Source organism: Jiangella asiatica (assembly GCF_004349065.1).
GTDB classification, from domain to species: Bacteria; Actinomycetota; Actinomycetes; order Jiangellales; family Jiangellaceae; genus Jiangella; species Jiangella asiatica.
In genome coordinates this window covers 18,751-44,074 of sequence record NZ_SMKZ01000006.1, presented here as the reverse complement: position 1 = coordinate 44,074, position 25,324 = coordinate 18,751, and the positions used below count along the sequence as shown (strand labels likewise).

At 71.2% G+C, this 25,324-nt stretch carries 19 protein-coding genes; 9 read left to right on the top strand and 10 right to left on the bottom strand.

Translation table 11 applies throughout. The features are described from left to right. Positions 1–147: 147 nt before the first annotated feature. Positions 148–1,785, bottom strand: coding sequence for a DHA2 family efflux MFS transporter permease subunit (locus E1269_RS06235; RefSeq protein WP_131892727.1), 1,638 nt, complete (start codon positions 1,783–1,785; stop codon positions 148–150). Positions 1,786–1,870: 85 nt separating this feature from the next. Here E1269_RS06235 and E1269_RS06230 point away from each other — a divergent pair, with 85 nt between their 5' ends. After that, positions 1,871–2,962: a Glu/Leu/Phe/Val dehydrogenase dimerization domain-containing protein gene (locus tag E1269_RS06230; RefSeq protein ID WP_131892487.1), complete on the top strand. Its 1,092-nt coding sequence runs from the start codon at positions 1,871–1,873 to the stop codon at positions 2,960–2,962. A 148-nt stretch (positions 2,963–3,110) separates the two neighbouring features. After that, on the top strand, positions 3,111–3,314 hold the full coding sequence (locus E1269_RS06225) for a DUF3073 domain-containing protein (protein ID WP_131892485.1): 204 nt from the start codon (positions 3,111–3,113) through the stop codon (positions 3,312–3,314). A gap of 81 nt (positions 3,315–3,395) precedes the next feature. On the opposite strand, the gene purM is transcribed toward E1269_RS06225, so the two are convergent. The 3 genes from purM to purF form a co-directional block, all read right to left on the bottom strand. Next, entirely contained in the window at positions 3,396–4,466 is a 1,071-nt protein-coding gene (gene purM / locus E1269_RS06220) for a phosphoribosylformylglycinamidine cyclo-ligase (RefSeq protein WP_131892483.1), read from the bottom strand. 152 nt (positions 4,467–4,618) lie between these two features. After that, positions 4,619–5,578: an SH3 domain-containing protein gene (locus E1269_RS32765; protein WP_203433010.1), complete on the bottom strand. Its 960-nt coding sequence runs from the start codon at positions 5,576–5,578 to the stop codon at positions 4,619–4,621. 85 nt (positions 5,579–5,663) lie between these two features. Continuing rightward, positions 5,664–7,253, bottom strand: a complete 1,590-nt coding sequence (gene purF / locus E1269_RS06205; RefSeq protein ID WP_131892477.1) for an amidophosphoribosyltransferase — start codon at positions 7,251–7,253, stop codon at positions 5,664–5,666. Between the two features lie 112 nt (positions 7,254–7,365). Here purF and E1269_RS06200 point away from each other — a divergent pair, with 112 nt between their 5' ends. Further along, positions 7,366–8,196: an SDR family NAD(P)-dependent oxidoreductase gene (locus E1269_RS06200; protein WP_131892475.1), complete on the top strand. Its 831-nt coding sequence runs from the start codon at positions 7,366–7,368 to the stop codon at positions 8,194–8,196. On the opposite strand, the gene E1269_RS06195 is transcribed toward E1269_RS06200, so the two are convergent. The 6 genes from E1269_RS06195 to E1269_RS06170 form a co-directional block, all read right to left on the bottom strand. Next, complete coding sequence (locus E1269_RS06195) at positions 8,184–8,615, bottom strand: hypothetical protein (protein ID WP_131892473.1); 432 nt, start codon at positions 8,613–8,615, stop codon at positions 8,184–8,186. The genes E1269_RS06200 and E1269_RS06195 overlap by 13 nt on opposite strands. Before the next feature lie 69 nt (positions 8,616–8,684). Then, entirely contained in the window at positions 8,685–9,224 is a 540-nt protein-coding gene (locus E1269_RS06190; RefSeq protein ID WP_131892471.1) for a DUF1697 domain-containing protein, read from the bottom strand. Further along, positions 9,221–10,573, bottom strand: coding sequence for a dipeptidase (locus E1269_RS06185; RefSeq protein WP_131892469.1), 1,353 nt, complete (start codon positions 10,571–10,573; stop codon positions 9,221–9,223). The genes E1269_RS06190 and E1269_RS06185 overlap by 4 nt, the downstream gene beginning before the upstream one ends. Positions 10,574–10,632: 59 nt before the next feature. Further along, the gene (locus E1269_RS06180; RefSeq protein ID WP_131892467.1) at positions 10,633–13,266 is read right to left on the bottom strand and encodes an ExeM/NucH family extracellular endonuclease; all 2,634 of its coding nucleotides are present in this window, start codon (positions 13,264–13,266) and stop codon (positions 10,633–10,635) included. A 144-nt stretch (positions 13,267–13,410) separates the two neighbouring features. Further along, positions 13,411–15,792, bottom strand: coding sequence for a 5'-nucleotidase C-terminal domain-containing protein (locus tag E1269_RS06175; protein ID WP_131892465.1), 2,382 nt, complete (start codon positions 15,790–15,792; stop codon positions 13,411–13,413). Between the two features lie 259 nt (positions 15,793–16,051). Beyond that, the gene (locus tag E1269_RS06170) at positions 16,052–17,068 is read right to left on the bottom strand and encodes a LacI family DNA-binding transcriptional regulator (protein WP_131892463.1); all 1,017 of its coding nucleotides are present in this window, start codon (positions 17,066–17,068) and stop codon (positions 16,052–16,054) included. A gap of 159 nt (positions 17,069–17,227) precedes the next feature. Here E1269_RS06170 and rhaI point away from each other — a divergent pair, with 159 nt between their 5' ends. The 6 genes from rhaI to E1269_RS06140 all read left to right on the top strand — a co-directional run bounded on the left by rhaI (position 17,228) and on the right by E1269_RS06140 (position 25,219). After that, complete coding sequence (gene rhaI, locus E1269_RS06165; protein ID WP_131892461.1) at positions 17,228–18,394, top strand: L-rhamnose isomerase; 1,167 nt, start codon at positions 17,228–17,230, stop codon at positions 18,392–18,394. Positions 18,395–18,396: 2 nt separating this feature from the next. Then, the gene (locus E1269_RS06160) at positions 18,397–18,753 is read left to right on the top strand and encodes an L-rhamnose mutarotase (protein WP_131892458.1); all 357 of its coding nucleotides are present in this window, start codon (positions 18,397–18,399) and stop codon (positions 18,751–18,753) included. Next, on the top strand, positions 18,750–20,780 hold the full coding sequence (locus E1269_RS06155; RefSeq protein WP_131892456.1) for a bifunctional aldolase/short-chain dehydrogenase: 2,031 nt from the start codon (positions 18,750–18,752) through the stop codon (positions 20,778–20,780). Before E1269_RS06160 ends, E1269_RS06155 begins: the two co-directional genes overlap by 4 nt. 38 nt (positions 20,781–20,818) lie before the next feature. After that, positions 20,819–22,273 carry an L-fucose/L-arabinose isomerase family protein gene (locus E1269_RS06150; protein WP_203433006.1) on the top strand — a complete coding sequence of 485 codons (1,455 nt, stop codon included), beginning with the start codon at positions 20,819–20,821 and terminating at the stop codon, positions 22,271–22,273. Continuing rightward, positions 22,270–23,712, top strand: a complete 1,443-nt coding sequence (locus E1269_RS06145; protein WP_203433004.1) for a rhamnulokinase — start codon at positions 22,270–22,272, stop codon at positions 23,710–23,712. The genes E1269_RS06150 and E1269_RS06145 overlap by 4 nt, the downstream gene beginning before the upstream one ends. Positions 23,713–23,863: 151 nt before the next feature. Continuing rightward, on the top strand, positions 23,864–25,219 hold the full coding sequence (locus tag E1269_RS06140) for a serine hydrolase domain-containing protein (RefSeq protein WP_131892454.1): 1,356 nt from the start codon (positions 23,864–23,866) through the stop codon (positions 25,217–25,219). The last annotated feature ends 105 nt before the right edge of the window (positions 25,220–25,324 follow it).

Below are 25,324 nucleotides of genomic sequence, written 5' to 3'. Positions count from 1 at the left end.
GGTATATTCCACCTTGCCGCCACCCTGGGTCGGCACCTCCGTACGGCTGGACCATGCCATCCATTCGGATGATGTCTACCCAGGATGCCTCTAGCCTACGTAAGGTCGACGTAAGCCGCGAACCGGCCCAAGTCATGCCAGGCCGGGTCATCTGGCGTCGGAGATCGTCCGAGCGCCAGCACCCTCGGCCGCCGCTTCCCGGTCCGTTCGCCGCCGCTTGACTGCGAGACACAGCAGTGCCCCACAGGTCACGGCAGCGACCGGAACGATCAGCGTCGGCTTCATTGCATCAACATAGCCCTGTATGAACACATCGTGGGCCATTTCGGCGATCTTTCCCACGACTTCTTCAGAAACTCCAGGTGGTAGTGCAAAGTCAATGTCGTCTTCCGCGGCGCTGACCTGCAGACCGCCCGCGGCGGCATCTTCGAAACCCGAGACGAACGGCTGGCGAACGCCGGACGGCAATTCTGTTGCGGCCGCAACAGCCTGGGAATGCAGACTGCCGACGAGCAGGCTCTGCAACACCGCTCCGACCGACGCGCTGCCGAGCACCTGACCCAGTTGCCGGTTGGTGTTGAGCACCCCGGAGGCCGCACCCGCCACCCGGCCGGGAACGTCGCGCATCGCCACCGTGTTCATCGGCGCGAAGACGCCACCCAGGCCCAGCCCCGCTACGAGCAGCGGCGCGAGGAAGTGCCACCACTCGGAGTCCGCCGAGGCCGCCAGGGCGAACCAGCTGATGCCGCCGCCGAACAGCAACAGTCCCGACATCAGGATGTACTTGCCGCCCACGCGGTCGCTGAGCCGACCGGCGAACGGAGCCACCACCATCGACACCGCCGACATCGGCGCGAGGGTCAGACCCGCGCGCAGCGCGGAGAAGCCCAGCACGGACTGCAGGTAGATGGTGATCGGCAGGAATGTGCCGATCATGGCGATGGAGACCAGGCCGGCCACCACGTTCATCACTGAGTAGTTGCGGTCGCTGAACAGCCCGAACGGGATCAGCGGCTCCCGCTGCTGCCGGCGGGCCTGGAGGATCAGGAAGATCGCCAGCAGCACGCCGCCGGTCACCAGCAGCGCCGGAATGGAGACGAACGCCCAGACCTCACCCCAGCCGAACCGCTCGCCCTCCACCAGACCGAACGTGAGGCACACCAGGGCGAGGCTGGCCAACAGGACGCCTGGCAGATCGAGTGAGTGTCGCGCCCGGCGCGGCGGCTCCGGGATGATCGCCCACGCCATGGTCAGGACGAGCACGCCGACCGGCACGTTGATGAAGAAGATCCACCGCCAGTCGAACGCCGTGACCAGGAACCCGCCGAGGGTAGGGCCGGCGACGGTGGCGACGCCGGCTACCGCACCCCAGATGCCGAAAGCGGTGCCCCGCCGCTCCGGCGGGAAGGTCGTGATCAGTAGCGCCGACGTCTGCGGCATGAGGATCGCCGCGCCGATCCCCTGCAGCACCCGGAACGCGATGAGCATGGCCGGGCCGTGCGCCAGCCCGCAGGCAAGCGAGGCCGTGGTGAAGACGGCGACACCGAGAATGAACATGGCCCGCTGGCCGCGCAGGTCGCCGAGCCGGCCCGCCGTGATGACGAGCACCGCGAGCATGATGACGTAGGAGTTGATCACCCAGAGGATCTCGTCGAGCGAGGCGCCGAGGTCGTCCATCATGCTCGGGATCGCGATGTTCACGATCGTCACGTCGAGCAGCGTCATGAAGAACCCGAGGCACAGAGTGAGCAGGATCGCCCAGGGGTTGCCACGCCATCTCCTCACCAAACGCCTCCTCGCTCGTCCTAAAGTGAGCGTGACATCAAGCCCGCACCACCCCGGCGGGCCCGGACGTGAAAGGGTCACCACCATGACCGAGGCGTCGCCCCTGGTATTCGGCCGCCACACCGGACACGAACAGGTCGTGTTCTGTCACGACGCAGGCAGCGGACTACGAGCCATCATCGCCCTTCACTCGACCGCGCTGGGACCCGCCCTCGGCGGTACCCGGTTCTACCCGTACGAATCGGAGGAGGCCGCGCTCGACGACGTCCTGCGGCTCTCGCGCGGCATGACGTACAAGAACGCGCTTGCCGGCCTCGATCACGGCGGCGGCAAGGCCGTCATCATCGGCGACCCCGACCTCGACAAGTCCGAGACGCTGCTGCGTGCCTACGGGCGCTTCCAGGCATCGCTCAGCGGCCGCTACATCACCGCTTGCGACGTCGGCACCTACGTCGCCGACATGGACGTCGTGGCGCGCGAGAGCCGGTGGGTCACCGGTCGTTCGCCGGCCGAGGGCGGCGCCGGTGACTCCAGCGTCCTCACCGCCTACGGCGTTTTCCAAGGCATGCGCGCGTGCGCGGAGCGGCTGTGGGGCAGCACCACCCTGACCGGCCGACGCGTTGGCATCGCCGGGGTTGGCAAGGTGGGCTCGAAGCTCGCCGGGCTGCTGCTCGACGACGGCGCCTCCGTCGTCGTCACCGACGTGTCCGAGCAGGCGGTGGAGCAGGTGCGCACCATCCACCCGCAAGTGGACGTCGTCGACGATGCCGATGCCCTCGTTCGCGCCGGCGTCGACGTGTACGCGCCATGCGCCCTCGGCGGCGCACTGGACGACGACACGGTCGCCGCGCTGACCGACAACGGAGTGGCCGCGGTCTGCGGCGGCGCGAACAACCAGCTGGCGCATGCGGGCATCGAGAAGCAGCTCGACGACGCCGGCGTCCTCTACGCGCCCGACTACGTGGTCAACTCCGGCGGCGTGATCCAAGTGGCCGACGAACTGCACGGATTCTCCTTCGACCGCGCCCAGGCCAAGGCGCAGCAGATCTTCCGGACCACTCGCGACATCTTCGCGCTGGCCGGGGAGGACGGCGTGCCACCCGCGGTGGCCGCTGACCGGCTCGCGGAGCGGCGGATCGCCGCGGTCGCCCGGCTGCGCGACGTCTACCTCGGCTGATGGCCGCGGCCACGCCGTAGTTGGAACCGGATGAGGCGGAACAGGCTCGGACCCTGTACCGTTATCCCTACGAGCAGATGTCATTCGAAGGGAAACGAGGGCGTCCGGTGAACTGGTCGCCCCGGTTTTGTGCGAGGGGGTCGACCCTATGGGGCGCGGCCGGGCCAAGGCCAAGCAGACAAAGGTCGCCCGTCGGTTGAAGTACCAGACACTTGACACCGACTTCGACGCTTTGCAGCGCGAGTTGGGCACCGACGGCGATGGTGGCGAGGAACCCGACCTTGCCGAGGACGATGAGTACGCGAGTTACCTCGACGACGACGACGGCGAAGCCCGTCGTCACGCGGGTTGACCGGGTCCACATAGAGCGAGACGGTCTGCTGGTCCCGGGCATCCGGTGCCAGCAGGCCGCCAAAGCTGCTCGGCGACGCGCTCAGCCGCGGTAGTAGCCATGCAAGGTCGCGACGCCGGTTCCGGCTACCACCTCGCCAGCCACCCACGACTCCACGCCACGGTCGGCGAGCAGTCGTAGCGCCGCGTCAGCGGCGTCGGCAGCCACCACCGCCACCATGCCCACGCCCATGTTGAGGGTCCGCTCGAGCTCTAGCTCGCTGACCCCACCCAGCTCGCCCACCAGCGTGAACACCCGCTTCGGCGCCCACGTCGAGCGGTCCAGCCTGGCATGGGCGGTGTCGGGCAGCACCCGGGCCAGGTTGGCCGCGAGCCCGCCGCCGGTCACGTGCGACATCGCGTGCACCTCGACGGCGTCGGCCAGCGCCAAGCAGTCCTGTGCGTAGATGCGGGTGGGCTCCAGCAGCTCCTCGCCCAGGGTCCGGCCGAACTCCGGAACCTCCCGCTCGACCTTCCAGCCGGCGAGGTCGAAGAACACGTGCCGCACCAGCGAGTAGCCGTTGGAGTGCAGCCCCGACGACGCCATGGCCACCACGACGTCGCCCTCACGCACGCGCTGCGCCCCGAGCAGCTCATCGGCCTCCACCACGCCCGTGACCGCGCCGGCCACGTCGTACTCGTCCGGACCCAGCAGGCCGGGATGTTCGGCGGTCTCGCCGCCGCTGAGGGCGCAGCCGGCGGCCACACATGCCTGGGCGATGCCCTTGACGACGGCTGCGGTGCGCTCCGGCACCACCTGGCCGCACGCGATGTAGTCGGTCATGAACAGCGGCTCGGCGCCGCAGACGACGATGTCGTCGACCACCATGCCGACCAGGTCGAACCCGATGGTGTCGTGGACGTCCATCCGCTGCGCGACCGCCACCTTGGTGCCGACCCCGTCGGTGCTGGTGGCCAGCAGCGGCCGCCGGTAGGACTTGAGCGCACTGGCGTCGAAGAGCCCGGCGAACCCGCCGAGGCCACCGACGACCTCGGGGCGGCGGGTCTTGGCAACCCACTCCTTCATCAGCTCGACGGCTCGGTCACCGGCCTCGATGTCGACACCGGCGCTGGCATAGGTGGCACCCGAGGGCGCAGGCTCACTGCTCGACACGGGAAGAGCGTAACCGCCCGACTCTCGAGGACGTCGGCTTCACGAGGTCTTCCCGCGCTTCACCATGGTTACATTCGTGGTGGGGCACGTGAAATCCGCGTGACGTCCGGTGAAGCGGCGCACCATACTCAACATGATCATTCAGCGGGAGGTCAGCTGGTGCCCTCGTTGCCGTACACGGTGACGTGGACGTGGTCGTAGTGGTTCGCGGTGTCGTCGCCGCGGTCCTCCATCCAGCGCCAGCCCTCGTCGGCTCGCTCGACGGTCCAGATGCGCTGCTCCCAGATGACCTCGCTGACACCGAGCGCCTCGTAGTTCTCACGGACGTAGGCGGCGATCTCGTCGCCGAGCGAGCCGCGGACCATGATGTCCAGCGCCCGGCCCTCGCCGTGCTCGCCGCCGTCGCCGGAGCGCAGCCCGCCGTAGGAGGAGACGTCGGGGAAGGCCGCGCAGACGGCGCGGTGCACGCGGATCGCGTCGGGCTGGAGGCCGTCCTCGACCTCGGAACCGGACTCGCACTCGGCCGCGGAGATGCCGCCGGACGGCTCGTCCTCTGGCTCGGTCTCCGACAGGTACTCGGTGGCGACCCAGAAGACCTCGTCGTCGATCAGGATCTGCGACCACGTGCCGTTGGTGGCGCCGGTGACGGCCACCTGTGTGCCGGTGCCCAGCACCGTCTGCACCTCGGCCTCCAAGTCCGGTTCGGTGCGCACGTTCAGCCCGGCCGTGACGAACATGTGGCCGGCCACCGTCGGCTTCGGCGCGGGCGCCGGAGTCGGCGTGGGAGTCGGGGTCGGGGTCGGAGTGGGGGTCGGCGTGGGTGTCGGCGTGGGACTGGGCGACGGTGTCCCGCTCGGCGCGGCGTTCGGCGTGACCGGCGGCAGCTCGCCGCGATCCTCACCGCGGCTGGGAAGCTGCTCGCGCTCCGGGATGCCGAGCGTCGTGGTGGCGTCGGCTGCGGCCGACCCGTCGGTGTCGTCCGGCCAGAGAACCAGTCCGCCGGCGGCACCGGCGACGACGACGGCCGGGGCGACGAAGATGACGAGGCGACGAGTGAACGGATGGACCCTGGTGCGTCGGTGGCGAGACCGTCCATGACGGGATCGCGGCACTACGTTCCTCCCTCGTCAGCGGTCGAGACCATTTCGTGACCGAAGAGCAGGCAACCACATTTCGGGCAATTTGTCACAACTTCGATCACGGCCGCTTCAGTGAGTCGGCGGCCCCACCCGCGCTGAGCAGCGTATTCAGGCCGTCGCTGGGGTCTCCGAGTGACGCGGATCGCTCATGGCCCTCGCGGTCCGACGACTCGCGTCCGCCGATGCCAGGGATGGTCGCTTGCTCCAGCACGTCCTTGCCGGCCCGCTCCGGCGGCTGGATCGGGTAGACGCCGTCGAAGCAGGCCCGGCACAGCCGGTCCTTCGGCACCGTGGAGGCCTCGACCAGCTCGTCGAGGTCGACGTAGGCCAGCGAGTCGGCACCGATCGAACGGCAGATCTCGTCGACGGACAGTCCGGTGGCGATGAGCTCGGCGCGGGTGGCGAAGTCGATGCCGTAGTAGCACGGCCAGGTGACCGGCGGGCTGGAGATGCGCACGTGGACCTCGCTGGCGCCGGCCTCGCGCAGCATCCGCACCAGGGCCCGCTGGGTGTTGCCGCGCACGATGGAGTCGTCGACGACGACGAGCCGCTTGCCGGCGACGATCTCGCGCAGCGGGTTGAGCTTGAGCCGGATGCCCAGCTGGCGCAGGGTCTGCGACGGCTGGATGAACGTGCGGCCGACGTAGGCGTTCTTGACCAGGCCCATGCCGTACGGGATGCCGGACTCCTCGGCGTACCCGACGGCGGCGGGCGTGCCCGATTCCGGCACCGGGATGACGAGGTCGGCGTCGACCGGGTGCTCGCGGGCCAGCCGCCGGCCGATCTCGACCCGGGTCTGGTGCACCGACCGGCCGGAGATGTGGGTGTCGGGCCGGGCCAGGTAGACGAACTCGAACAGGCAGCCCTTCGGGTCCGCGGCCGCGAACCGGTGCGAGCGCAGACCGTCCGCGTCGACGGCCACCAGCTCACCCGGCTCGACCTCGCGGATGAAGGAGGCACCGACGATGTCGAGCGCGGCGGTCTCGCTGGCGACGACCCAGCCGCGTTCCAACCGTCCCAGCACCAGGGGCCGGACGCCCTGCGGATCGCGAGCGGCGTACAGCGTGGACTCGTCGCTGAACACCAGCGAGAACGCACCCCGGGCCTGGGCCAGCACCACCTGGGCGCTCTCCTCGAGCGTCCGGTCGGCGTAGGAGCCCATCAGCGCGGTGATGAGCGCGGTGTCGGTGGTGTTGCCGTAGCGCAGCTCGCCGGTGTCGTTGCCCACGCGCTGGTGGACCAGCTCGAGCAGCTCAGGGGTGTTGGTGAGGTTGCCGTTGTGTGCCAGCGCGACAGTGCCTGCCGGGGTGGCGCCGAGCGTGGGCTGGGCGTTCTGCCAGTGGCTTCCGCCGGTGGTGGAGTAGCGGGTGTGCCCGACGGCGACGTGGCCGGTCAGCGTGTTCAGCGTCGACTCGTCGAACACCTGGCTGACCAGGCCCATGTCCTTGTAGACGAGGATCTGCTCGCCGTTGCCCACCGCGATGCCCGCGGACTCCTGGCCGCGGTGCTGCAGCGCGTACAAGCCGAAGTAGGTGAGCTTGGCGACCTCTTCGTCGGGTGCCCACACCCCGAAGATGCCGCAGGCGTCCTGCGGCGCCTTCTCCTGTGGGTCGATGTCGTGTGTGAGTCGTCCATCACCCCGGGCCACGGCACCCAGTGTAGGGGGAACCCATGATCATCAACGATTCCCCGCGCCATCGCCCCCGAAATGGTTGATGATCACGGGGAAGAGGAGCCGCCGCGGTGTGGTTCGCATCACCATGAAGGTGTTGATCACAGGGGCCACCGACGGGCTGGGGCGCTGGCTCGCCCTCCGGCTGGCAGCGGACGGCGCCGAGGTCGTGCTGCACGGCCGCAACCAGGCGCGGCTGGACCGGACCGCTGCCGAGATCCGCGGGGCCGGAGGCCGCGAGCCGGCGGGCACCCTGCTCGCCGACCTCGCCGAACTGGCGCAGGTGGATCGGCTGGCCGATGAGGTCGCGGACCGGTTCGACACGCTCGACGTGCTGGTCAACAACGCCGCCGTCGGGTTCGGGGCGCCCGGCGGCGGGCGCGAGCTGAGCGCCGACGGCTACGAGCTGCGGTTCGCCGTCAACTACCTCGCCGGCTACCACCTGACCCGGCGGCTGCTGCCGACGCTGCTGAAGTCGGCACCGGCCCGCATCGTCAACGTCGCCTCGATCGGCCAGGCGCCCATCGACTTCGCCGACCCCATGCTGGAGCAGGGCTACGACGGGTTTCGCGCCTACCGGCGGAGCAAACTGGCGCAGATCATGTTCACCATCGACCTGGCCGCGGAGTTGCGCGGCTCCGGCGTGACGGTGAACGCCCTGCACCCGGCCAGCCTCATGGACACCACTATGGTGCGCGAGACCGACCTGCGGCCGCTGAGCACGCTCGACGACGGCGGCGAGGCCACCCTGCGGCTCGTCGTGGACCCAGGGCTGGCCGAGGTCAGCGGCGTCTACTTCGATCAGACCATGGAGGCGACGCCGAACCCACAGGCCGCGGACGCGAGCGCCCGGCGCCGGCTGCGCGAGCTCTCCGACACGCTGGTCGACCGCGCGCTCACCCACCCTCACAGCCGATGATCCTGGCTGGTGTGTGCGGCGATCTGGTCCGCGATCCAGCCGACCGTCGGTGAGGTGCCGCCGTCGGGGGTGAGGAGACCGGGCTGGTCGCCGACGTAGAACTCGGACAGCAGACCGCGCATGTCCAGCAGGTCGACCAGTGCCGCCTTCACCGCCGCACGCTCCAGGTGCCGTGGCACCGGGAACGCCAGCACGTCCATGGGTTCGTGCGCGGCGGCCGGGTAACGGGCCGCGACCCGGCCGACGTCGGGGTCGGCGTCGTGCAGGTGGAGCCAGGTGCGCACGACCGGCGGCACCCCGGTGCTGCCCACGTAGATCACGGGCTGGTCCGGACCGGGCCGCAGCCACACGTAGACCCAGGAACCGACGCCGACCAGCTCGCCGTCGCGCACCTGTAACAGGATGGCCTCGTTGTCCATGCCACAGAGTGTCCCAGCGCCGGGCAACTGGGACGGCTGGTTGAGCGGATATCACATACGACTGGCGGCTCAGCCAGCGCGGTCGGCCAGCTCCACCAGCTTCCGGACCGTGGCCAGGTTGCGCGACGTGCCGTCGGCGGTGGGCTTGCTCAACGCCGCCGCGAGCTTGCTCCGGCCCATGCCGTCCGGGCAGTGCAGGTAGAGCGTCGACCCGAGGAGCCGGAACTCGTCGTCGCCGGACTCGACCTCGCCCGCGCGGGCGAGGTCGGCCGGTGCCGGTACGGAACGCAGGAACGCCAGCAGCACCCGGGGCGGGGCGGCGTCCGGGAACGGGTTGGCCGCCACCGCCTCGGCCAGCTCGTCGCGTGAGCGCACGAGGACCGCGATGCGCCGCCCCAGCTCCTGCTCGAGCCGGTCCTCGATGGCCGTCTCCAGCGCGGCGCGGTCCGCACCGGGCGTGCCGTCGGTGAACACGACGTTGCCGCTGTTGATGTACGTGACGACGTCGGTGTGGCCCAGCGCCTCCACCAGGGTGCGCAGGTCGGCCATGCGCACGGTGTTGTGCCCGCCGACGTTGATGCCGCGCAGCAGCGCGGCGTAGCGGGTCATCGCGGCGCGGCCGGCCGGACACCGGACAGACGCTCCAGCAGCAGCGCCTCGGCCAGGCAGCCCTTGGCGAACATCTCCAGATGCAGGCTCTCGTCCAGCCCGTGCGCCCGGCATTCGGGGTCGCCGGCGCCGGTGACCAGCACGGTGGCGTCCGGAAAGGTCTCCTCGAACTCGGCGATGAACGGGATCGACCCGCCCATGCCGGCGCGCACCGACGGCACCCCGAACGCCTCGGTGAGCGCCTCCTCGGCCGCCTCGACGACCGGGCCGAACGTCGGCAGCGCGCTGCCGCCGCCCACGGTGGTGTCGCTGATCTCGACCTCCACCCCGAACTCGGCGTGGCCGCGCAGGTGTGCGATCAACGCGTCCAGGGCGGCCTGCGGGTCGTGCGCCGCGGGCAGCCGCAGGCTCACCTTGGCCCGCGCCTCGTGCAGCAGGATGTTCGCGGCGTCGGCCACCGCCGGTGCGTCGATGGCGAGCACCGACAGCGCCGGGCGGGTCCACAGCCGGTCGGCCAGCGGACCGGTGCCGGAGAGCTCGACACCGTCGCGCACGCCGGCTTCGGTCCGGTACCGGGCCTCGGGGTAGTCGACGTCGGAGGCCTCGCCCTCGTCCAGGCCCGCGACCGCGACGTCGCCCTTCTCGTCGTGCAGCGTGGCCAGCAGCCGGCTCAGCGAGGTGAGCGCGTCGAGGACCGGTCCGCCGAAGACGCCGGAGTGCACGGCGTGGTCGAGGACGCGGACGGTGACGACACAGTCGGCGAGGCCACGCAGGCTGGTGGTGAGCGCCGGGACCTCCGGGGTCCAGTTGGCGGAGTCGGCGACGACGATGACGTCGGCGGCCAGCCGGTCGCGGTACGTGCTCAGGAACGACGTGAACGTCGGCGAGCCGATCTCCTCCTCGCCCTCGACGAACAGCACGACGCCGACCGGGGGCCGGCCGGCGAACGCACGCAGAGCCGCGATGTGCGTCGCGACGCCGGCCTTGTCGTCGGAGACGCCGCGACCGTACAGCCGCCCGTCGCGTTCGGTCGGCTCGAACGGGTCGCTGCTCCACTGCTCGCGCGGGCCCGTCGGCTGGACGTCGTGGTGGGCGTACAGGAGCACCGTCGGCGCGCCCTCGGGCGCGGGCCAGCGGGCGATGACGCCCGGCGCGCCACCGTCGACGCTGACGACGTCGGCCTCTGCCGCGCCCGCACCACGGGCCAGCTTGGCGACCGCCTCGGCGCTGGCGCGCACATCGTCGGCGCGGGCAGGGTCGGCGCTGATGCTGCGGATGCGCACGAGCCTTTCGAGGTCGGCGCGGACGGACGGCAGGACGGCCTCGACGGCGGCAGCGAGCTCGGTCATGCCGGACACTCTAGGAGATCGCGGAGCCGGGGGTCCCTCCTCATGGTGGCCGCCCAGCGTCAGTCCTGGGCGATCGTGTTGTCGCCGCGGCCGCCGTCGATGTCGTCGTCGCCGGCACCGCCGTGCAGGGCGTCGTCGCCGAGCCCGCCGAGGATGCGGTCGTCGCCGTCACCGCCGCAGACGACGTCGTCGCCGTCCAGGCCGATGATGATGTCGTCGCCACCGAGCCCGACGACGACATCGTCGCCCTGGGTGCCGCGCAGCACGTCCCGCTCGTCGGTGCCGGCGATGGTGGCCCGCTGGTCCGCACACATCATCCGCGGGTCGTGCACACCGACCAGGATCGGGTCGTGATCGCTGGCCCGGAACACGGTGTCCGGCTCGAACAGGTGGCTGGCGAAGTAGTTGAACCGCGAGTACTCGAACAGCACCGACTCCACCGAGTTGACGCTCCAGACATCGACGCCGCTGACCAGGCCGGCCTCGGTGACCGACGAGCTGGCCAGCACGTGGTCGAGCGAGCCGACCTTGCCGTCGAAGACATAGGTGTGCTCGCCGGCGTAGGCGCTGTTCAGATCGGTGTAGCCGGCCTCGTAGAGCACCCGCATCGGGTTCTCCTGGCCGTAGGCGTTGAAGTCGCCGAGCAGGAACACGTCCTCGACGCCGGTCTGCTCGGCCAGGCCGTCGGCGAAGGCCACCAGCGACTCCGCCTGGGCCACCCGGTCGGCGTCGAAGCAGCCCTCGGGCGGCTCGCCGCAGTCGCCGCCCTTGGACTTGAAGTGGTTGACGATCGCCAGGAACTCGTATCCGGACTCGACCGAGACGAAGCGCTGCGCCAGCGGTTCGCGGGCGTTGTCGAAGGCCGGGTCTCCGGTCAGGATGACCGCCTCGCCCACCGGCTCGACCGCCGCGGTCCGGTAGATGAACGCGTTGCGGATGACGTCCTCATCGGCCAGCGGCGGCAGCTGGGCCGGTGACGCCACGTACGCCCAGGTGCCCGCGCCGGCGTCCTCGTTCAGCGCCTCGACCAGGATGGCCAGCGCCTCGTCGCGGTCGGTGCCGAACTTGGCGGAGTTCTCGATCTCCTCCAGCGAGACGACGTCGGCGCCCAGGCCGTTGATCGCCGCGACGATCTTGCCCTCCTGGCGCTCGAGGTTCTCCTCGTCCCATGCGCCGCGCGCGTCGCAGCCGCCGGCGACGCTGATCGGGTTGCCCTCGCGGTCGACATAGGGCTCGCAGCCGGGCAGGTCGACGCCGAGTGTCGTGAAGTAGTTGAGCACGTTGAACGTGGCGATCTTCAGGTCGCCGCCGACGTCCTCCGGGGCGGCGTTGGCGGCCCTGGAGTTGCCGGTGTCGAACGTGACGACGTCGGGCGCGGGCCCGGTGACCGGCTCCGTCGGCTGGAAGTTCCACTGGAAGCGGTAGTCGAAGATGACGTCCTGGTGGAACGTGACGCCGGCACCGGTGCGCGGCGGCGCGCCCGTCGACAGGTACGGCACCTCGGCACTGGTGGCCGTCCGGTTGGACTGGCCGTCATCCAGCGTGACCGCCCGGGCAGCGTTGTCGGCGACGGCGGCGTCGTACTCCGGCGTGCCGGGCGCCGCGACGTCGGTCTCCTGCACCAGCGGGCCACCGAGGCCGAGCCCGATCGATCCGAACGCGCTGGAGCCCCAGCCGCCCAGGGCGAAGGTGTCGGAGACGACGTAGCCGTCGACCGGGCGGACCAGCATTCCCTCGTAGACCTCGCGACCGGCGGCATCGGCTGGCAGCTCGAAGGTGACCGGCTTGACCGCCTCGGCCGGCTCCGGGAGCGGCTCCAGCCCGTCGTCGGCCACCTCGATCTCGGTGAGGCCGAAGTACTCGGTGACCTCGCCGGTAACCTCGACGTGGTCGCCGATCTCGACGTCGCCGACGGTGTCCGGCGAGTACACGAACACCGCGTCCGACCCCGCGCGGGGCTCGTCGCCGCCGCTGCCCGGGGTCTGGAGGTAGTAGCCGGCGAACCCGCCGGTGGGGTACGTGGCCGTGACGACGCCCGACGTGGTCACGACGGCGCCGGCCAGCGGTGAATCGGCCCCGGTGCCCTGGATCTCGGGGATGGTGGCGTCCCGCGGCTCGGGGTCGGGGTCCGGGTCGCCGCCGTTGACCGCGCCGAACGTGTTCCGCAGCGGCCCGGTCCAGGCGCCGTCGACCTTCTGCAGCGACTGGCCAGCCGGGGTGCTGCTCGCCTCGGCGACCCCGAGGTCGACGCTCGTCATGCCGTCGGCCGGGCCGCCTGCCGCCGTCATCGAGCCCTCGTAGGAGAGGAACTCCGCGACGGTGCCGTCCGGGCGGACCAGCGCCACGCCGTCGGGCGAGCCGTTTTGGACGCCGTCGGTGGGGTAGGTCGCGACGACGACGCCGGCCTCCGGCACCGCGCCGCTGAGCGTCCGGGTGTTGTATACGGCGCCGCCGTTGCCGTTGTAGAGGACGACCTGCCAGCCGCTGAGGTCGGTGCCGGCCGGGGCCTGCACCTCGATGGCCTCGCCGGTGTCGGTGCTGGCGTTGTCGTAGTGGATCTCGGAGATGAAGGGGTCGCCGTCGGCGGCCAGGGCCGGCCCGGCCGCGACGGCGCCGGTCGCGAGGCCCGCGCCGGTTAGGCCGGCGGCGGCAACGGCCGCCAGCCATCGGGTGGAACGCCGTGTCGAGCGCATCGGACGACCCTTTCGTGTGGTGATCGCTGGTGCTGGTGACACTCGTGCTGCGGTCGATGGTGTCTCGGGGTGCCCGTCGGTCGTGCCCTGGGTGGTCTCACGGTGGTGCCCCGCGGATCGCCGCGGGGCACCACCACTGTCGTCCTAGACGGTCGAGCCGCCGGCCCCGTCGTCCGGCGCGGAGCTCCGGCGCCGCGACAGCGCGAACAGCCCCCCGCCGAGGACCAGCACCGCGATGCCGCCGACGACCCACCAGACCACGCCGGACGAGCCGGTGTCGGGCAGCTCCGCGCCGTCGTCGGTGCCGGTCTCGTCGCCACCGTCGTCCGTGCCGGTCTCGTCGTCACCGTCGTCGGTGCCGGTCTCGTCGGTGCCGGTCTCGTCGCCGCCGTCCGCGGTGCCGCCATCGTCCGTGCCGTCGTCCGTGCCGTCGTCGGTGCCCGGCTCGTCGCTCAGGTCGACGGTGATCGGCAGGGTGACCTCGGTACCGGTCTGCGGCAGCGAGACGACCAGCGCAGTCTCGGTGGCCTCCGCGGTGGTCGCACCGGGCTCCGCCGGGATGGTGACGCTGACCGAGGCCCGGCCGACCTCGTCCGTCGTGTCGACGATGGCCGGATCGACCTCCACGGTGCCCAGCTCGACGCCGTCCAGCGTCACGGTCGCCGTCGCGTCGACCGGCTCGCCGTTGCTGTACAGCAGCGACGAGAGATCGACGGCGACCTCGTCGCCGGGCGTGTACACCGCCGCGGGGTCGGTGACCCAGTTGACGCCCACGGACCGCTGCGCGTAGTCGGGCGTGGCCGGCGAGTTGGCGCCGAGGTAGTCGACCATGGCCTGCAGGTCGATCTGGCCGGTGTCGGTGGGGTCGGTGCCCTCGGCGAGTGTGAGGAAGTTGTCGCCGCCGGAGGCGAGGAACGAGTTGACGACGACGCGGTAGGCGCCGGCCGGGTCGAGCGGCTCACCGTCGAGCGTCACGGAGGTGATGCGCTCGCCGGCGGCCGCGTCGGGATCGTAGGTGTAGGTGAGCCCGGCCGAGACGCCCAGCTTGAGGAACGGTCGCGACGCGCCCGCCGGCTGCCACTGCTCCTCCAGCACCTGGACGATCTGCTCGCCGGTCAGGGTCGTGGTCACCAGGGTGTTGGCGAAGGGCTGGACCACCGCCGCCTCCTGGTAAGTGACGTTGCCGTCCGGGTCCTCCGCGCCGCTGCTGGCGTAGGCGAGGTCCTCGCGCAGGCCGCCGGGGTTCATGAAGGCGATCTGCGCCTCTGGGTCGGTCACCTGCGCGGCCGCCAGCTGCACGTCGGCGACGAAGTTGCCCAGCGGCGACTCGCCACCCCGGTTCTCCGATCCCTCGGGCTCCCCCTCGGTCGGGTTGTTGCGGGCCCGGTTGAAGTCGGCGGTGATGTCGCCCAGCTTCTGTGCGCCCAGCTCCTCGGCGTTGGCCACCGCCTCGTCGACGATGCCCTGGACCGTCTCGTCCGGCGCGAACTCCGGGTTGGGCACCCACTCGCCCTCGTCGTTCTCGACGGTGAGCGGGATGATCTCGGACTCGACCGCGGCGACCGCCTCGTCGTCGACGCTGTAGGTGAAGCGGATCCGGTTGAGGTTGTAGCCATACTGGCCGGCGCTGACCACGGGCCGGGTGGTGACCTCGCGGCCGTCCTCGACCCACTCCGGGATCTCGATGGCGTGGTTGTAGGCCAGGTGGGTGTGGCCGGAGACGATCGCGTCGATGTCGGCACTCACGCCGTTGACGATGCTGCCGAAGTCGCTGTCGGGGTCAGTGGCCGACTCGACGGCCGTGGTTGCCGCGCCCTCGTGGACCAGCAGCACCACGATATCGGCGCCGCCGGCCTTGAGGTCGGCGGCGACCCGGTTGGTCTCGTCGACGATGTCGAGGACGTCGAGCGCCGCGATGCCGCTCGGGCTGACAAGCTCGGGCAGGTGCTCGGTCACGGCGCCGACGAAGCCGACGGTGACGCCGTCGAACGTACGCGTCCACGACTCGGTCAGGTTCTCGTCGTTCGTGCAGCCGGTGCTCTGACCGTCAGCGATCTTGACGTTGGCGCCCAGGTAGTGCCACGGATCGCGCCCGTACGCGGCCGCCTGCTCCTCGATGAACGGGATGACGCGGTCGACCAGGTCGCAGTAGCCACGGTCGAACTCGTGGTTGCCGACGGCGCTCACGTCCAGGCCGGCCGCGGTCAACGCCTCCAGCGTCGGATGGTCCTGGTCGACGAAGGACGTGAAGGTGGACGCCCCGATGAGGTCACCGGCGGCGCCGAACACCGTGTTTGGGTTCTCGGCGCGCAGCTCGTCGACGGCGCCGGCGAGCATCGCGGCGCCGGCCGCCTGGCCGTCGGCCTCGAGCCGGCCGTGGAAGTCGTTGATGCCCAGGACGTCGACGAGGACTTCGTCGCCCGGCGGGACCTCGGCGAAGGCTGGTGCGCCGGCGAGGCCGGCCCCGGACAGGCCCACGGCGGCGGTGGCAGCCAGGGCAACATGGAAACGCCTGGTGAGGCGCATGGAACTACCCCCTACAAGACTTCATGACCGGGCAGAACATATCGGCCGATTGTGAACGGCGGGCATACATCACGGCACAGGCTGTCGCGCCTCGACCCGGACGTCAACAGCCGGGGCGCGGCCGGTCGCGTACCAGCCGCCGCCAACTCGCGCCGTTACCGGCCCACGTGTCAGCTGGGCACCAGACGGCACGCTGCACGATCGAATCAACCGCATGTGTAGGAGCGAACCGTCCCTCGCCGAAGGGCAGCTGGATCTCTCAGGTGCGAGTAGGGAGGGTGCTCGAATCGCGCACGATCAGCTCCGGCTCGAAGACCACCTGTCGGTGGGCGTGCTCGGTCTCGGTCGTCTCGGCCAGCAGCAGCTCGGCGGCGGTCCGGCCGAGCAGCTGACGTGGCTGTCGCACCGAGGTCAGCGGCACCGCGGCCGCGGCGGCGAAGTCGATGTCGTCGTACCCGACGATGGCCACGTCCGCCGGCACCCGCAGCCCGGCGTGCGTGAGCGCCTGCAAGACGCCGAGCGCGACGAGGTCGTTGGCACAGAACACCGCGGACGGCGGCGCCCCGGATGCCGCGATGCGGTCGCCGGCCAGCCGGCCGCCCACGACGTTGAGGGCCGGCGTCGTCATGACCCCCATCTCGACGTCGGCACCGCTGGCCTCGATGGCGTCCATGGCGCCGTCGTAGCGCTCCTGCACCTGCCGCAGGGTGAACGGGCCACCGACGAAGAGCATCCGGCGGTGGCCGTTCTCGATCAGGTGCTCCAACGCCAGGCGGCCACCCAGCACGTCGTCGACGGCCACGGAGCACTCGACGGTCGGGTCGCCCATGCGGTCGAACAGGACGACCGGCGTGCCGCGCTCCCGCAGCGCCTTGATGCGCCCGTCCGACACGTCGATCGGGTTGATCAGCACGCCCTGGACGCGCATCTCGGCCAGCAGGTCCAGGTGTGAGGACTCCTTGCGCGGGTCTTCGTCGGTGTTGCACAGGATGACCGCGAGGCCCTCCTGGTTGGCCAGGTCCTCCACGCCGCGGGCCACGTCGGTGAAGAACGGGTTCGCGACGTCGAGCACCACGAGTCCGAGAGTGCGGCTGCGACCCACCCGCAGCTGCCGCGCGGAGTCGTTGCGGACGAAGCCCAGCTCCGCGATGGTCGCGTTGACGCGCTCGCGGGTCTGCTCCGCCACCAGCTCTGGGCGGTTGAGCACGTTGGAGACCGTTCCGACTGACACGCCGGCCCGCATCGCGACCTCGCGGATGTTCGGAGATCCTGCCATCGTCGCAGCTTACTGCCTCGACGGCGCGGTGCGGCGCCGTCGCCGCTTGACGTGCCGGGCCGGGGAGCGTAGCTTGCGAGGAAAATATGAAACGATTCATCCTACGGCTTGATGGAACGGTTCAACCAGGGCGGCGAAGAGCGGGGCTGGAGGCAGCGCATGAGGACCAACGACGCGGTGAAAGCGGCAGTCCGAGCCTTGGGGGTGGAGACGGCTTCGTGGGCGTACGCCAACTCCGGCACCCGGTTCAAGGTGTTCGGTCAGCCAGGGGTCCCCCGCGACCCGTACGAGAAGATCGACGACGCGGCGGTGGTGAACCGGCTCACCGGCGGTGCGCCCACCGTCTCGCTGCACATCCCGTGGGACAAGGTCGACGACTACGCCTCGCTGGCCGCGCACGCCAAGGAGCAAGGTGTGCGCATCGGCGCGATCAACTCCAACGTCTTCCAGGACGACGACTACAAGCTCGGCAGCGTCACCAACCCGGACCCGGCCGTCCGCCGCAAGGCCATCGACCACCTGCTCGAATGCGTCGACATCATGGACGCCACCGGCTCCGCCGACCTCAAGCTGTGGTTCTCCGACGGCACCAACTACCCCGGCCAGGACAGCATCCGGGCCCGGCAGGACCGGCTCGCCGAGGCGCTGGCCGAGACGTACCAGCGCCTCGGTGAGGGCCAGCGGATGCTGCTGGAGTACAAGCTGTTCGAGCCCGCCTTCTACACCACCGACGTGCCGGACTGGGGCACGTCGTACGCCCACTGCATGGAGCTGGGCGAGAAGGCGCAGGTGGTCATCGACACCGGCCACCACGCCCCCGGCACGAACATCGAGTTCATCGTCGCGTTCCTGCTGCGCGCCGCGAAGCTCGGTGGGTTCGACTTCAACTCCCGCTTCTACGCCGACGACGACCTCATGGTCGGCGCCGCCGACCCGTTCCAGCTCTTCCGCATCCTGCACGAGATCGTCAGTGCGGGCGCCCACGAGCCGGCCGCGCGCATCGCCTTCATGCTCGACCAGTGCCACAACATCGAGCCGAAGATCCCGGCGATCATCCGCTCGGTCATGAACGTGCAGGAGGCACTGGCAAAGGCGCTCCTCGTCGACGACGACACCCTGGCGAAGGCGCAGGCCGACGGCGACGTGCTGGGCGCGAACGCAGCGCTCATGGACGCCTACAACACCGACGTGCGGCCGCTGCTGGCGGAACTGCGCGCGGACCACGGCCTCGACCCCGACCCGATCGGCGCCTACCACCGCTCCGGATACTTCGAGACCATCACCGCCGCCCGGGCCGACGGCGTGCAGGCCGGTTGGGGAGCCTGACCGTGCCGCGCTACTGCTTCGTCGCGCACGTACGCACCGACCGGCTGGACGAGTACCGCCGCCGGCACGCGACTGTCTGGCCGGACATGCTGCGTGCGCTGCGCGACACCGAGTGGCGCAACTACTCCATCTTCCTCGGCGACGACGGGCTGTTGGTCGGGTACGTCGAGGCAGACGACCTCGACCGGGCCCAGGCCGCCATGGCCGCCACCGAGGTGAACGACCGCTGGCAGCGGGAGATGGCCGAGCTGTTCGCCGACGGCGGCCGGCCCGACGAGACCTGGCGGCTGTTGGACGAGGTGTTCAACCTCGACGACCAGCTGGCCGCGCTGACCCCTGAACCCGGGAAGGACCCATGAGCACTGTTGCCGCCCTGATCGAGCGGAGTAACCGTCTTGGCGCGGATCCGCGGAACACGAACTATGCCGGTGGGAACACGTCGGCGAAGGGCACCGGCACGGACCCGGTGACCGGCACCGACGTGGAGCTGCTGTGGGTGAAGGGCTCCGGTGGCGACCTGGGCACGCTGGCGGAGGGCGGCCTGGCGGTGCTGCGGCTGGATCGGCTGCGCGCGCTGGTCGACGTGTACCCGGGCGTGGACCGCGAGGACGAGATGGTCGCCGCGTTCGACTACTGCCTGCACGGCAAGGGAGGCGCGGCCCCGTCGATCGACACCGCCATGCACGGCCTGGTCGACGCCGCCCACGTCGACCACCTGCACCCGGACTCCGGCATCGCGCTGGCGACGGCTGCCGACGGCGAGGCGCTGACCAAGGAGTGCTTCGGCGAGAAGGTCGTCTGGGTGCCGTGGCGGCGGCCCGGGTTCCAGCTCGGGCTGGATATTGCCGCGATCAAGGCCGCCCACCCCGAAGCCATCGGCTGCGTCCTCGGCGGCCACGGCATCACCGCGTGGGGCGCCACCAGCGAGGAGTGCGAGGCCAACTCGCTGTGGATGATCCGCACCGCCGAGTCGTTCCTGGCCGAGCGCGGGTCGGCCGAGCCGTTCGGCGCCCTTGTCGACGGATTCGGCCCGCTGCCGGAGCCGCAGCGCCGGGCCCGGGCCGCCGCACTGGCGCCGGTGGTCCGCGGGCTGGCCTCGACGGACAAGCCGCAGGTCGGGCACTTCACCGACGCAGACGTCGTACTGGAGTTCCTGTCCCGGGACAAGCTGGCCCGGCTGGCCGCGCTGGGCACGTCGTGCCCAGACCATTTCCTGCGCACCAAGGTCCGGCCGCTGGTGCTGGACCTGCCCGCGACCGCGCCGCTGGAGGAGACGGTGGCCCGGCTGCGCGAGCTGCACGCGGCCTACCGGGAGGACTACGCCGCCTACTACGCCCAGCACGCCACGCCCGACAGTCCGGCCATGCGCGGCGCGGACCCGGCGATCGTGCTGATCCCCGGGGTGGGGATGTTCTCCTACGGCAAGGACGCCCAGACCGCCCGGGTGGCCGCGGAGTTTTACATCAACGCCATCAACGTGATGCGCGGCGCCGAGGCCGTCTCCACCTACGCCCCGATCGAAGAGAGTGAGAAGTTCCGGATCGAGTACTGGGCTCTGGAGGAGGCCAAACTGGCCCGAATGCCCAAGCCCAAGCCGCTGGCCACCCGGGTCGCTCTGGTCACCGGCGCCGGGTCGGGCATCGGCAAGGCGATCGCACAGCGACTGGCCGCCGAGGGCGCCTGCGTGGTGGTCGCCGATCTGAACGGCGAAGCGGCGGCTGACGTGGCCGCGGAGATCGGCGGCACGGATGTGGCGGTGCCGGTCACCGTCGACGTTACCAGCGAGGAGCAGATCGCCGCCACGTTCGAGCAGGCGGTGCTGGCCTTCGGCGGGGTGGACCTGGTGGTCAACAACGCCGGGCTGTCCATCTCCAAGCCGCTGCTGGAGACCACCGCCGCGGACTGGGACCTGCAACACGACGTGATGGCCCGCGGGTCGTTCCTGGTCTCCCGCCAAGCCGCCCGGGTCATGATCGACCAACAGCTGGGTGGGGACATCGTCTACATCGCCAGCAAGAACGGGGTGTTCGCCGGGCCCAACAACGTCGCCTACGGTGCCACCAAGGCCGACCAGGCGCACCAGGTCCGGCTGCTCGCGGCCGAGCTGGGCGAGCACGGCATCCGGGTCAACGGCGTCAACCCAGACGGGGTCGTGCGCGGTTCGGGGATCTTCGCCTCCGGCTGGGGCGCCCAGCGGGCCGCCGTCTACGGCGTGCCCGAGGACGAGCTGGGCGCGTTCTACGCCAAGCGGACCCTGCTCAAGCGCGAAGTCCTCCCCGAACACGTCGCCAACGCCGTCTACGCACTCACCGCCGGCCAACTCTCACACACCACCGGCCTGCACATCCCCGTCGACGCCGGAGTCGCCGCCGCGTTCCTGCGATAGGCCGCGCCCGCCCAGCCTCCAGAGAAAGGACCACGCAGGTGAACGAGACAGCGCTGTCCACGTCACCGCCGCCGGGCCTCCAGCGGATACGCCCCCGCCCGACGAAGGTCGGCCTGGTGGCCGGTGGGCTGGGCGCGTACTGGCCACAGTTCCCCGACCTGCTGCCACAGCTGCAGCGCTCGGCCCGAAGGGTCTCCGAACGCCTGGGCCAGCTCGACTGCGAGGTGGTCGACGTCGGATTCATCTCCGACGCGGAGGAGGGCGCGGCCGCGGCGGAGAAGCTGCGGGCGGCCGGCTGCGACCTCATCGTCGGGTTCCTCACCACCTACATGACGGCGACGATGCTGGTGCCGGTGGCGCAGCGGTCCGGGGCTCCGGTGCTGCTGCTCAACCTCCAACCGACCGAACGCATGGACCACGCGACGTTCGACACCGGCCAGTGGCTGGCCTACTGCGGCGCCTGCCCGCTGCCGGAGATGGCCAACGCGTTCCGCCGCTGCGGCGTCCCGTTCCGCTCCGTCTCCGGCTACGTCGAGGACGAGCGGGCCTGGGAGCGCATCGCCCGGTGGGTGCGCGCCGCCGGGGTGCGCGGGGCGCTCCGGCACGGGCGGCACGGCCTGCTCGGGCACCTCTACCCCGGCATGCTGGACGTCGCGACCGACCTGACGCTGGTGCCGGCCCAGCTCGGCGGGCACATCGAGGTGCTCGAGATCGACGATTTGCGGGTCCGGGTCGAGGAGGTCACCGACGACGAGGTGGACGGCCGGCTCGAGCTGGCTCGCGACCTCTTCGAGCTCGACGAGTCCGTCATCGACGAGGACTTCCGCTGGGGCGCGACGGTGTCGGTCGCGCTGGACCGGCTGGTCGAGGACTTCTCGCTGGACAGCCTGGCCTACTACCACCGGGGCCTCAACGGCGACGCGCACGAGCGGGTGGCGGCCGGCATGATCCTCGGCGCCTCCCTGCTGACCGCGCGCGGCATCCCGGCCGCCGGCGAGTACGAGCTCCGCACGTCGCTGGCGATGCTGATCATGGACCGGCTCGGCGCTGGCGGTTCGTTCACCGAGATCCAGGCGCTGGACTTCATCGACGGCGTCGTCGAGATGGGCCACGACGGACCGGCCCACCTCGCCATCAGCGCGCGGCGGCCGCTGCTGCGCGGCCTGGGGATCTTCCACGGCAAGCGCGGCTGGGGCGTGTCCGTGGAGTTCGACGTCGCGCACGGCCCGGTCACCGCGTTCGGGGTCGGACAGCTCGAGGACGGGTCGCTGCGATTCGTCGCGTCCGAGGGTGAGGTGGTCGCGGGGCCGCTGCTGCAGATCGGCAACACCACGTCGAGGGTCGACTTCGGTTGCCATCCCGGCGAGTGGACCGACACCTGGAGCGGCAGCGGCGTCGGTCACCACTGGGCTCTGGGCACCGGCCACCGGGTGGGTGAGCTGCGCGCCGTCGCCGACGTGCTGGGGCTGGAGCTCACCGAGGTGAGCCTGTGAGCTCCCCCGTCGCGACGGTCGCAGCCGTCGACCTCGGTGCGTCCAGCGGCCGGGTCATGCTCGCCCGGGTCGGCCGGCAGCGGCTCGAGCTCACCGAGGTGCACCGGTTCCCCAACGTCCCGGTGCGGCTCCCCGACGGGCTGCACTGGGACGTCCTGCGCCTGTACCGAGACGTCCTCGACGGGCTGGCGGCGGCCGCCCGGTCCAACGCCGGGCTGAGCAGCGTCGGCATCGACTCCTGGGCGGTCGACTACGGACTGCTCGACGGCGACGGCCGGCTCCTGGGCAACCCCTACCACTACCGCGACGCACGCACCGACGGCGTCGCCGACGCGGTGCACCGCAAGGTCGGCGAGCGCGACCTGTACGCCGTCACCGGGCTGCAGTTCCTCCCGTTCAACACCATCTACCAGCTCGTCGCCGAGGGAGACGCGCTGTCGCGGGCCGCGCACCTCGCCCTGCTGCCGGACCTGATGACGTACTGGCTCACCGGGTCGCTGGCGACCGAGGCGACCAACGCGTCCACCACCGGGCTGTTCGACGTACGCGCCGGTGACTGGGCCGGCGACCTGATCGCCGCTGCGGGAATGCCGACCTCGCTGTTCACGCCGCTGCGCCGGCCCGGTGACGTCGTCGGCGCGCTGCGGCCGGAGGTGCTCGACGACACCGGCCTGCCCGCGTCCGCCGTCGTCACCGCCGTCGGCTCGCACGACACCGCGTCCGCCGTCGTCGGCGTCCCGGCCGCGGACGGGCGGTTCGCCTACATCTCCTGCGGCACGTGGTCGCTGGTCGGCGTCGAGCTGGAGGCGCCGGTGCTCACGGAGGCAAGCCGGACGGCCAACTTCACCAACGAAGGTGGAACCGACAACACCATCAGATACCTGCGCAACGTCATGGGCCTGTGGCTGCTCAGCGAGTCCATCGCCACCTGGCGGCGGGCCGGAACCGACGGGGTCGACGACCTGCCGTCGCTGCTGGCCGCGGCCGCCGAGGTGCCGCCGGGTGGTCCCGTCTTCGACACCGACGACCCGATCTTCCTGCCACCCGGCGACATGCCGGCCCGGGTCGAGGACGCCTGCCGCCGCGCCGGCGCCCGCGTCCCGGCGACCCGGCCGGAACTGGTTCGCAGCATCCTGGACAGCCTGGCCGCCGCCTACGCGCGCACCGTCCGCGAGGCCGCCGCGCTGTCCGGCCGTGAGGTCGACGCCGTCCACCTGGTGGGCGGCGGTGCGAAGAACGAGCTGCTGTGCCAGCTCACCGCCGACGCCTGCGGGCTCCCGGTGGTCGCTGGCCCGGTCGAGGCCACCGCGCTGGGCAACGTCTTGGTCCAGGCGAGATCGCTCGGCGTCGTCGACGGCGACAGGTGGGCGCTGCGGGAGTTGATCAGGGCGACGCAGCCGACCCGCCGGTACGAGCCGGGGCACAGGCTCAGCGCGTGATCCGATCGTCACCCTCAGACGGCAACGGACAGCCGACGAATCAGCGCCAAAATAGCGCCGGCGGCCATCGCCGACGATCGCACGGCGGGTTCGTGAGCAGCGATCTCCGGCCGGAGCCCGTGATCAGCCGGTACCCCACTAGGCTCGGCGCGTGATCCTGCCTGCCACCGCAACCGACCTCACCCGCCGGCTCGCCGAGGAGCAGTCCCACAGCCGCCTACCGTCCCTCGCCGCCGGTGTCGTCCGCGACGGCGAGCTGGTCTGGTCCGCCGCCCGCGGCACCATCGACGGGCGGGAGACCGGGCGCGACGCCGACGAGCACACCCAGTACCGGATGGGCTCCATCACCAAGACGTTCGTGGCCGTCGCGATCATGCGGCTGCGCGACGAGGGCAAGCTCGACCTCGCCGACCCGGTCGAGCGGCACATCCCGGAAACCACGATCGGCGACGTCACGATCGCCCAGCTGTTGTCGCACGCCGCCGGAGTGCAGGCCGAGACCGACGGCCCGTGGTGGGAGCGCACCGAAGGCGGGCCGTGGCGCTCGCTGGTCAACCACCTCGGTCGCCCCCTCATCGCCGGACGGCAGTTCCACTACTCCAACCTCGGTTTCGGCGTCCTCGGCGAGCTGCTCACCCGGCTGCGCGGCGCCTCGTGGTCGCACGTCGTCGCCGATGAGCTGCTGGAGCCGCTGGGGATGGACCGCACGACGAAGCGCCCCGTGGCGCCGCACGCGCACGGTCTCGCCGTGCACCCGTTCGCCGACGTGCTCCTGGCCGAGCCCGAGTACGACGGCGGTGCGATGGCACCGGCCGGCCAGCTCTGGTCGACGGTGCACGACCTGGCGCGGTGGGCCGCGTTCCTCGGCGGACGCACCGGCGACCTGCTCGCCGCGGACACGCTGGCCGAGATGTGCCGCCCGCTGGTCGTGGTCGACGTGCCCGGCGCACCGTGGACCGGCGCACACGGCCTGGGCGTACAGCTGTGGAACGTCGACGGCCGCCGCTTCGTCGGCCACGGCGGCTCCATGCCCGGCTTCCTCGCCGAGGTCCGGGTCCACATCCAGACCGGCGACGGCGTCGTCGTGCTCACCAACGCGACGTCGGGGCTGTCCCGAGGGTTCGCGACGGACCTGCTCGACGCCTACGTCTGCGCCGAGCCGCGGCCGCCGTCGGTGTGGCGCGCCGGCAAGGTCCCTGCCTCGGTCTTCGAGCTGGTCGGCCACTGGTACTGGGGTTCGACGACGTTCGAGCTGCGGGCCATGGACGACGGGTGGCTGCGACTCGCACCGGCCAGTGGCGCCGGCCGCGCGTCCCGCTTCCGCCCCGACGGCCGCGACCGCTGGATCGGCCTGGACGGCTACTACTCCGGCGAGCTCCTGGTTGCGATCCGCCGCCCGGACGGCACCGTCAGCCACCTGGACCTCGCGTCGTTCCGCTTCACCCGCACCCCCTACGACCCCGACGCCGACGTCCCCGGCGGCGTCGACCGCTCCGGCTGGCACTAGGGCGCGGCCTCGCGGCCCGGTCAGGCGAAGGGTCGGAAATCAACTCGCCGCTGCTCGCGTCGTCCGGTACGGTCGCCGGAGTGTTCTCACCGCGGGAGCCCGAGA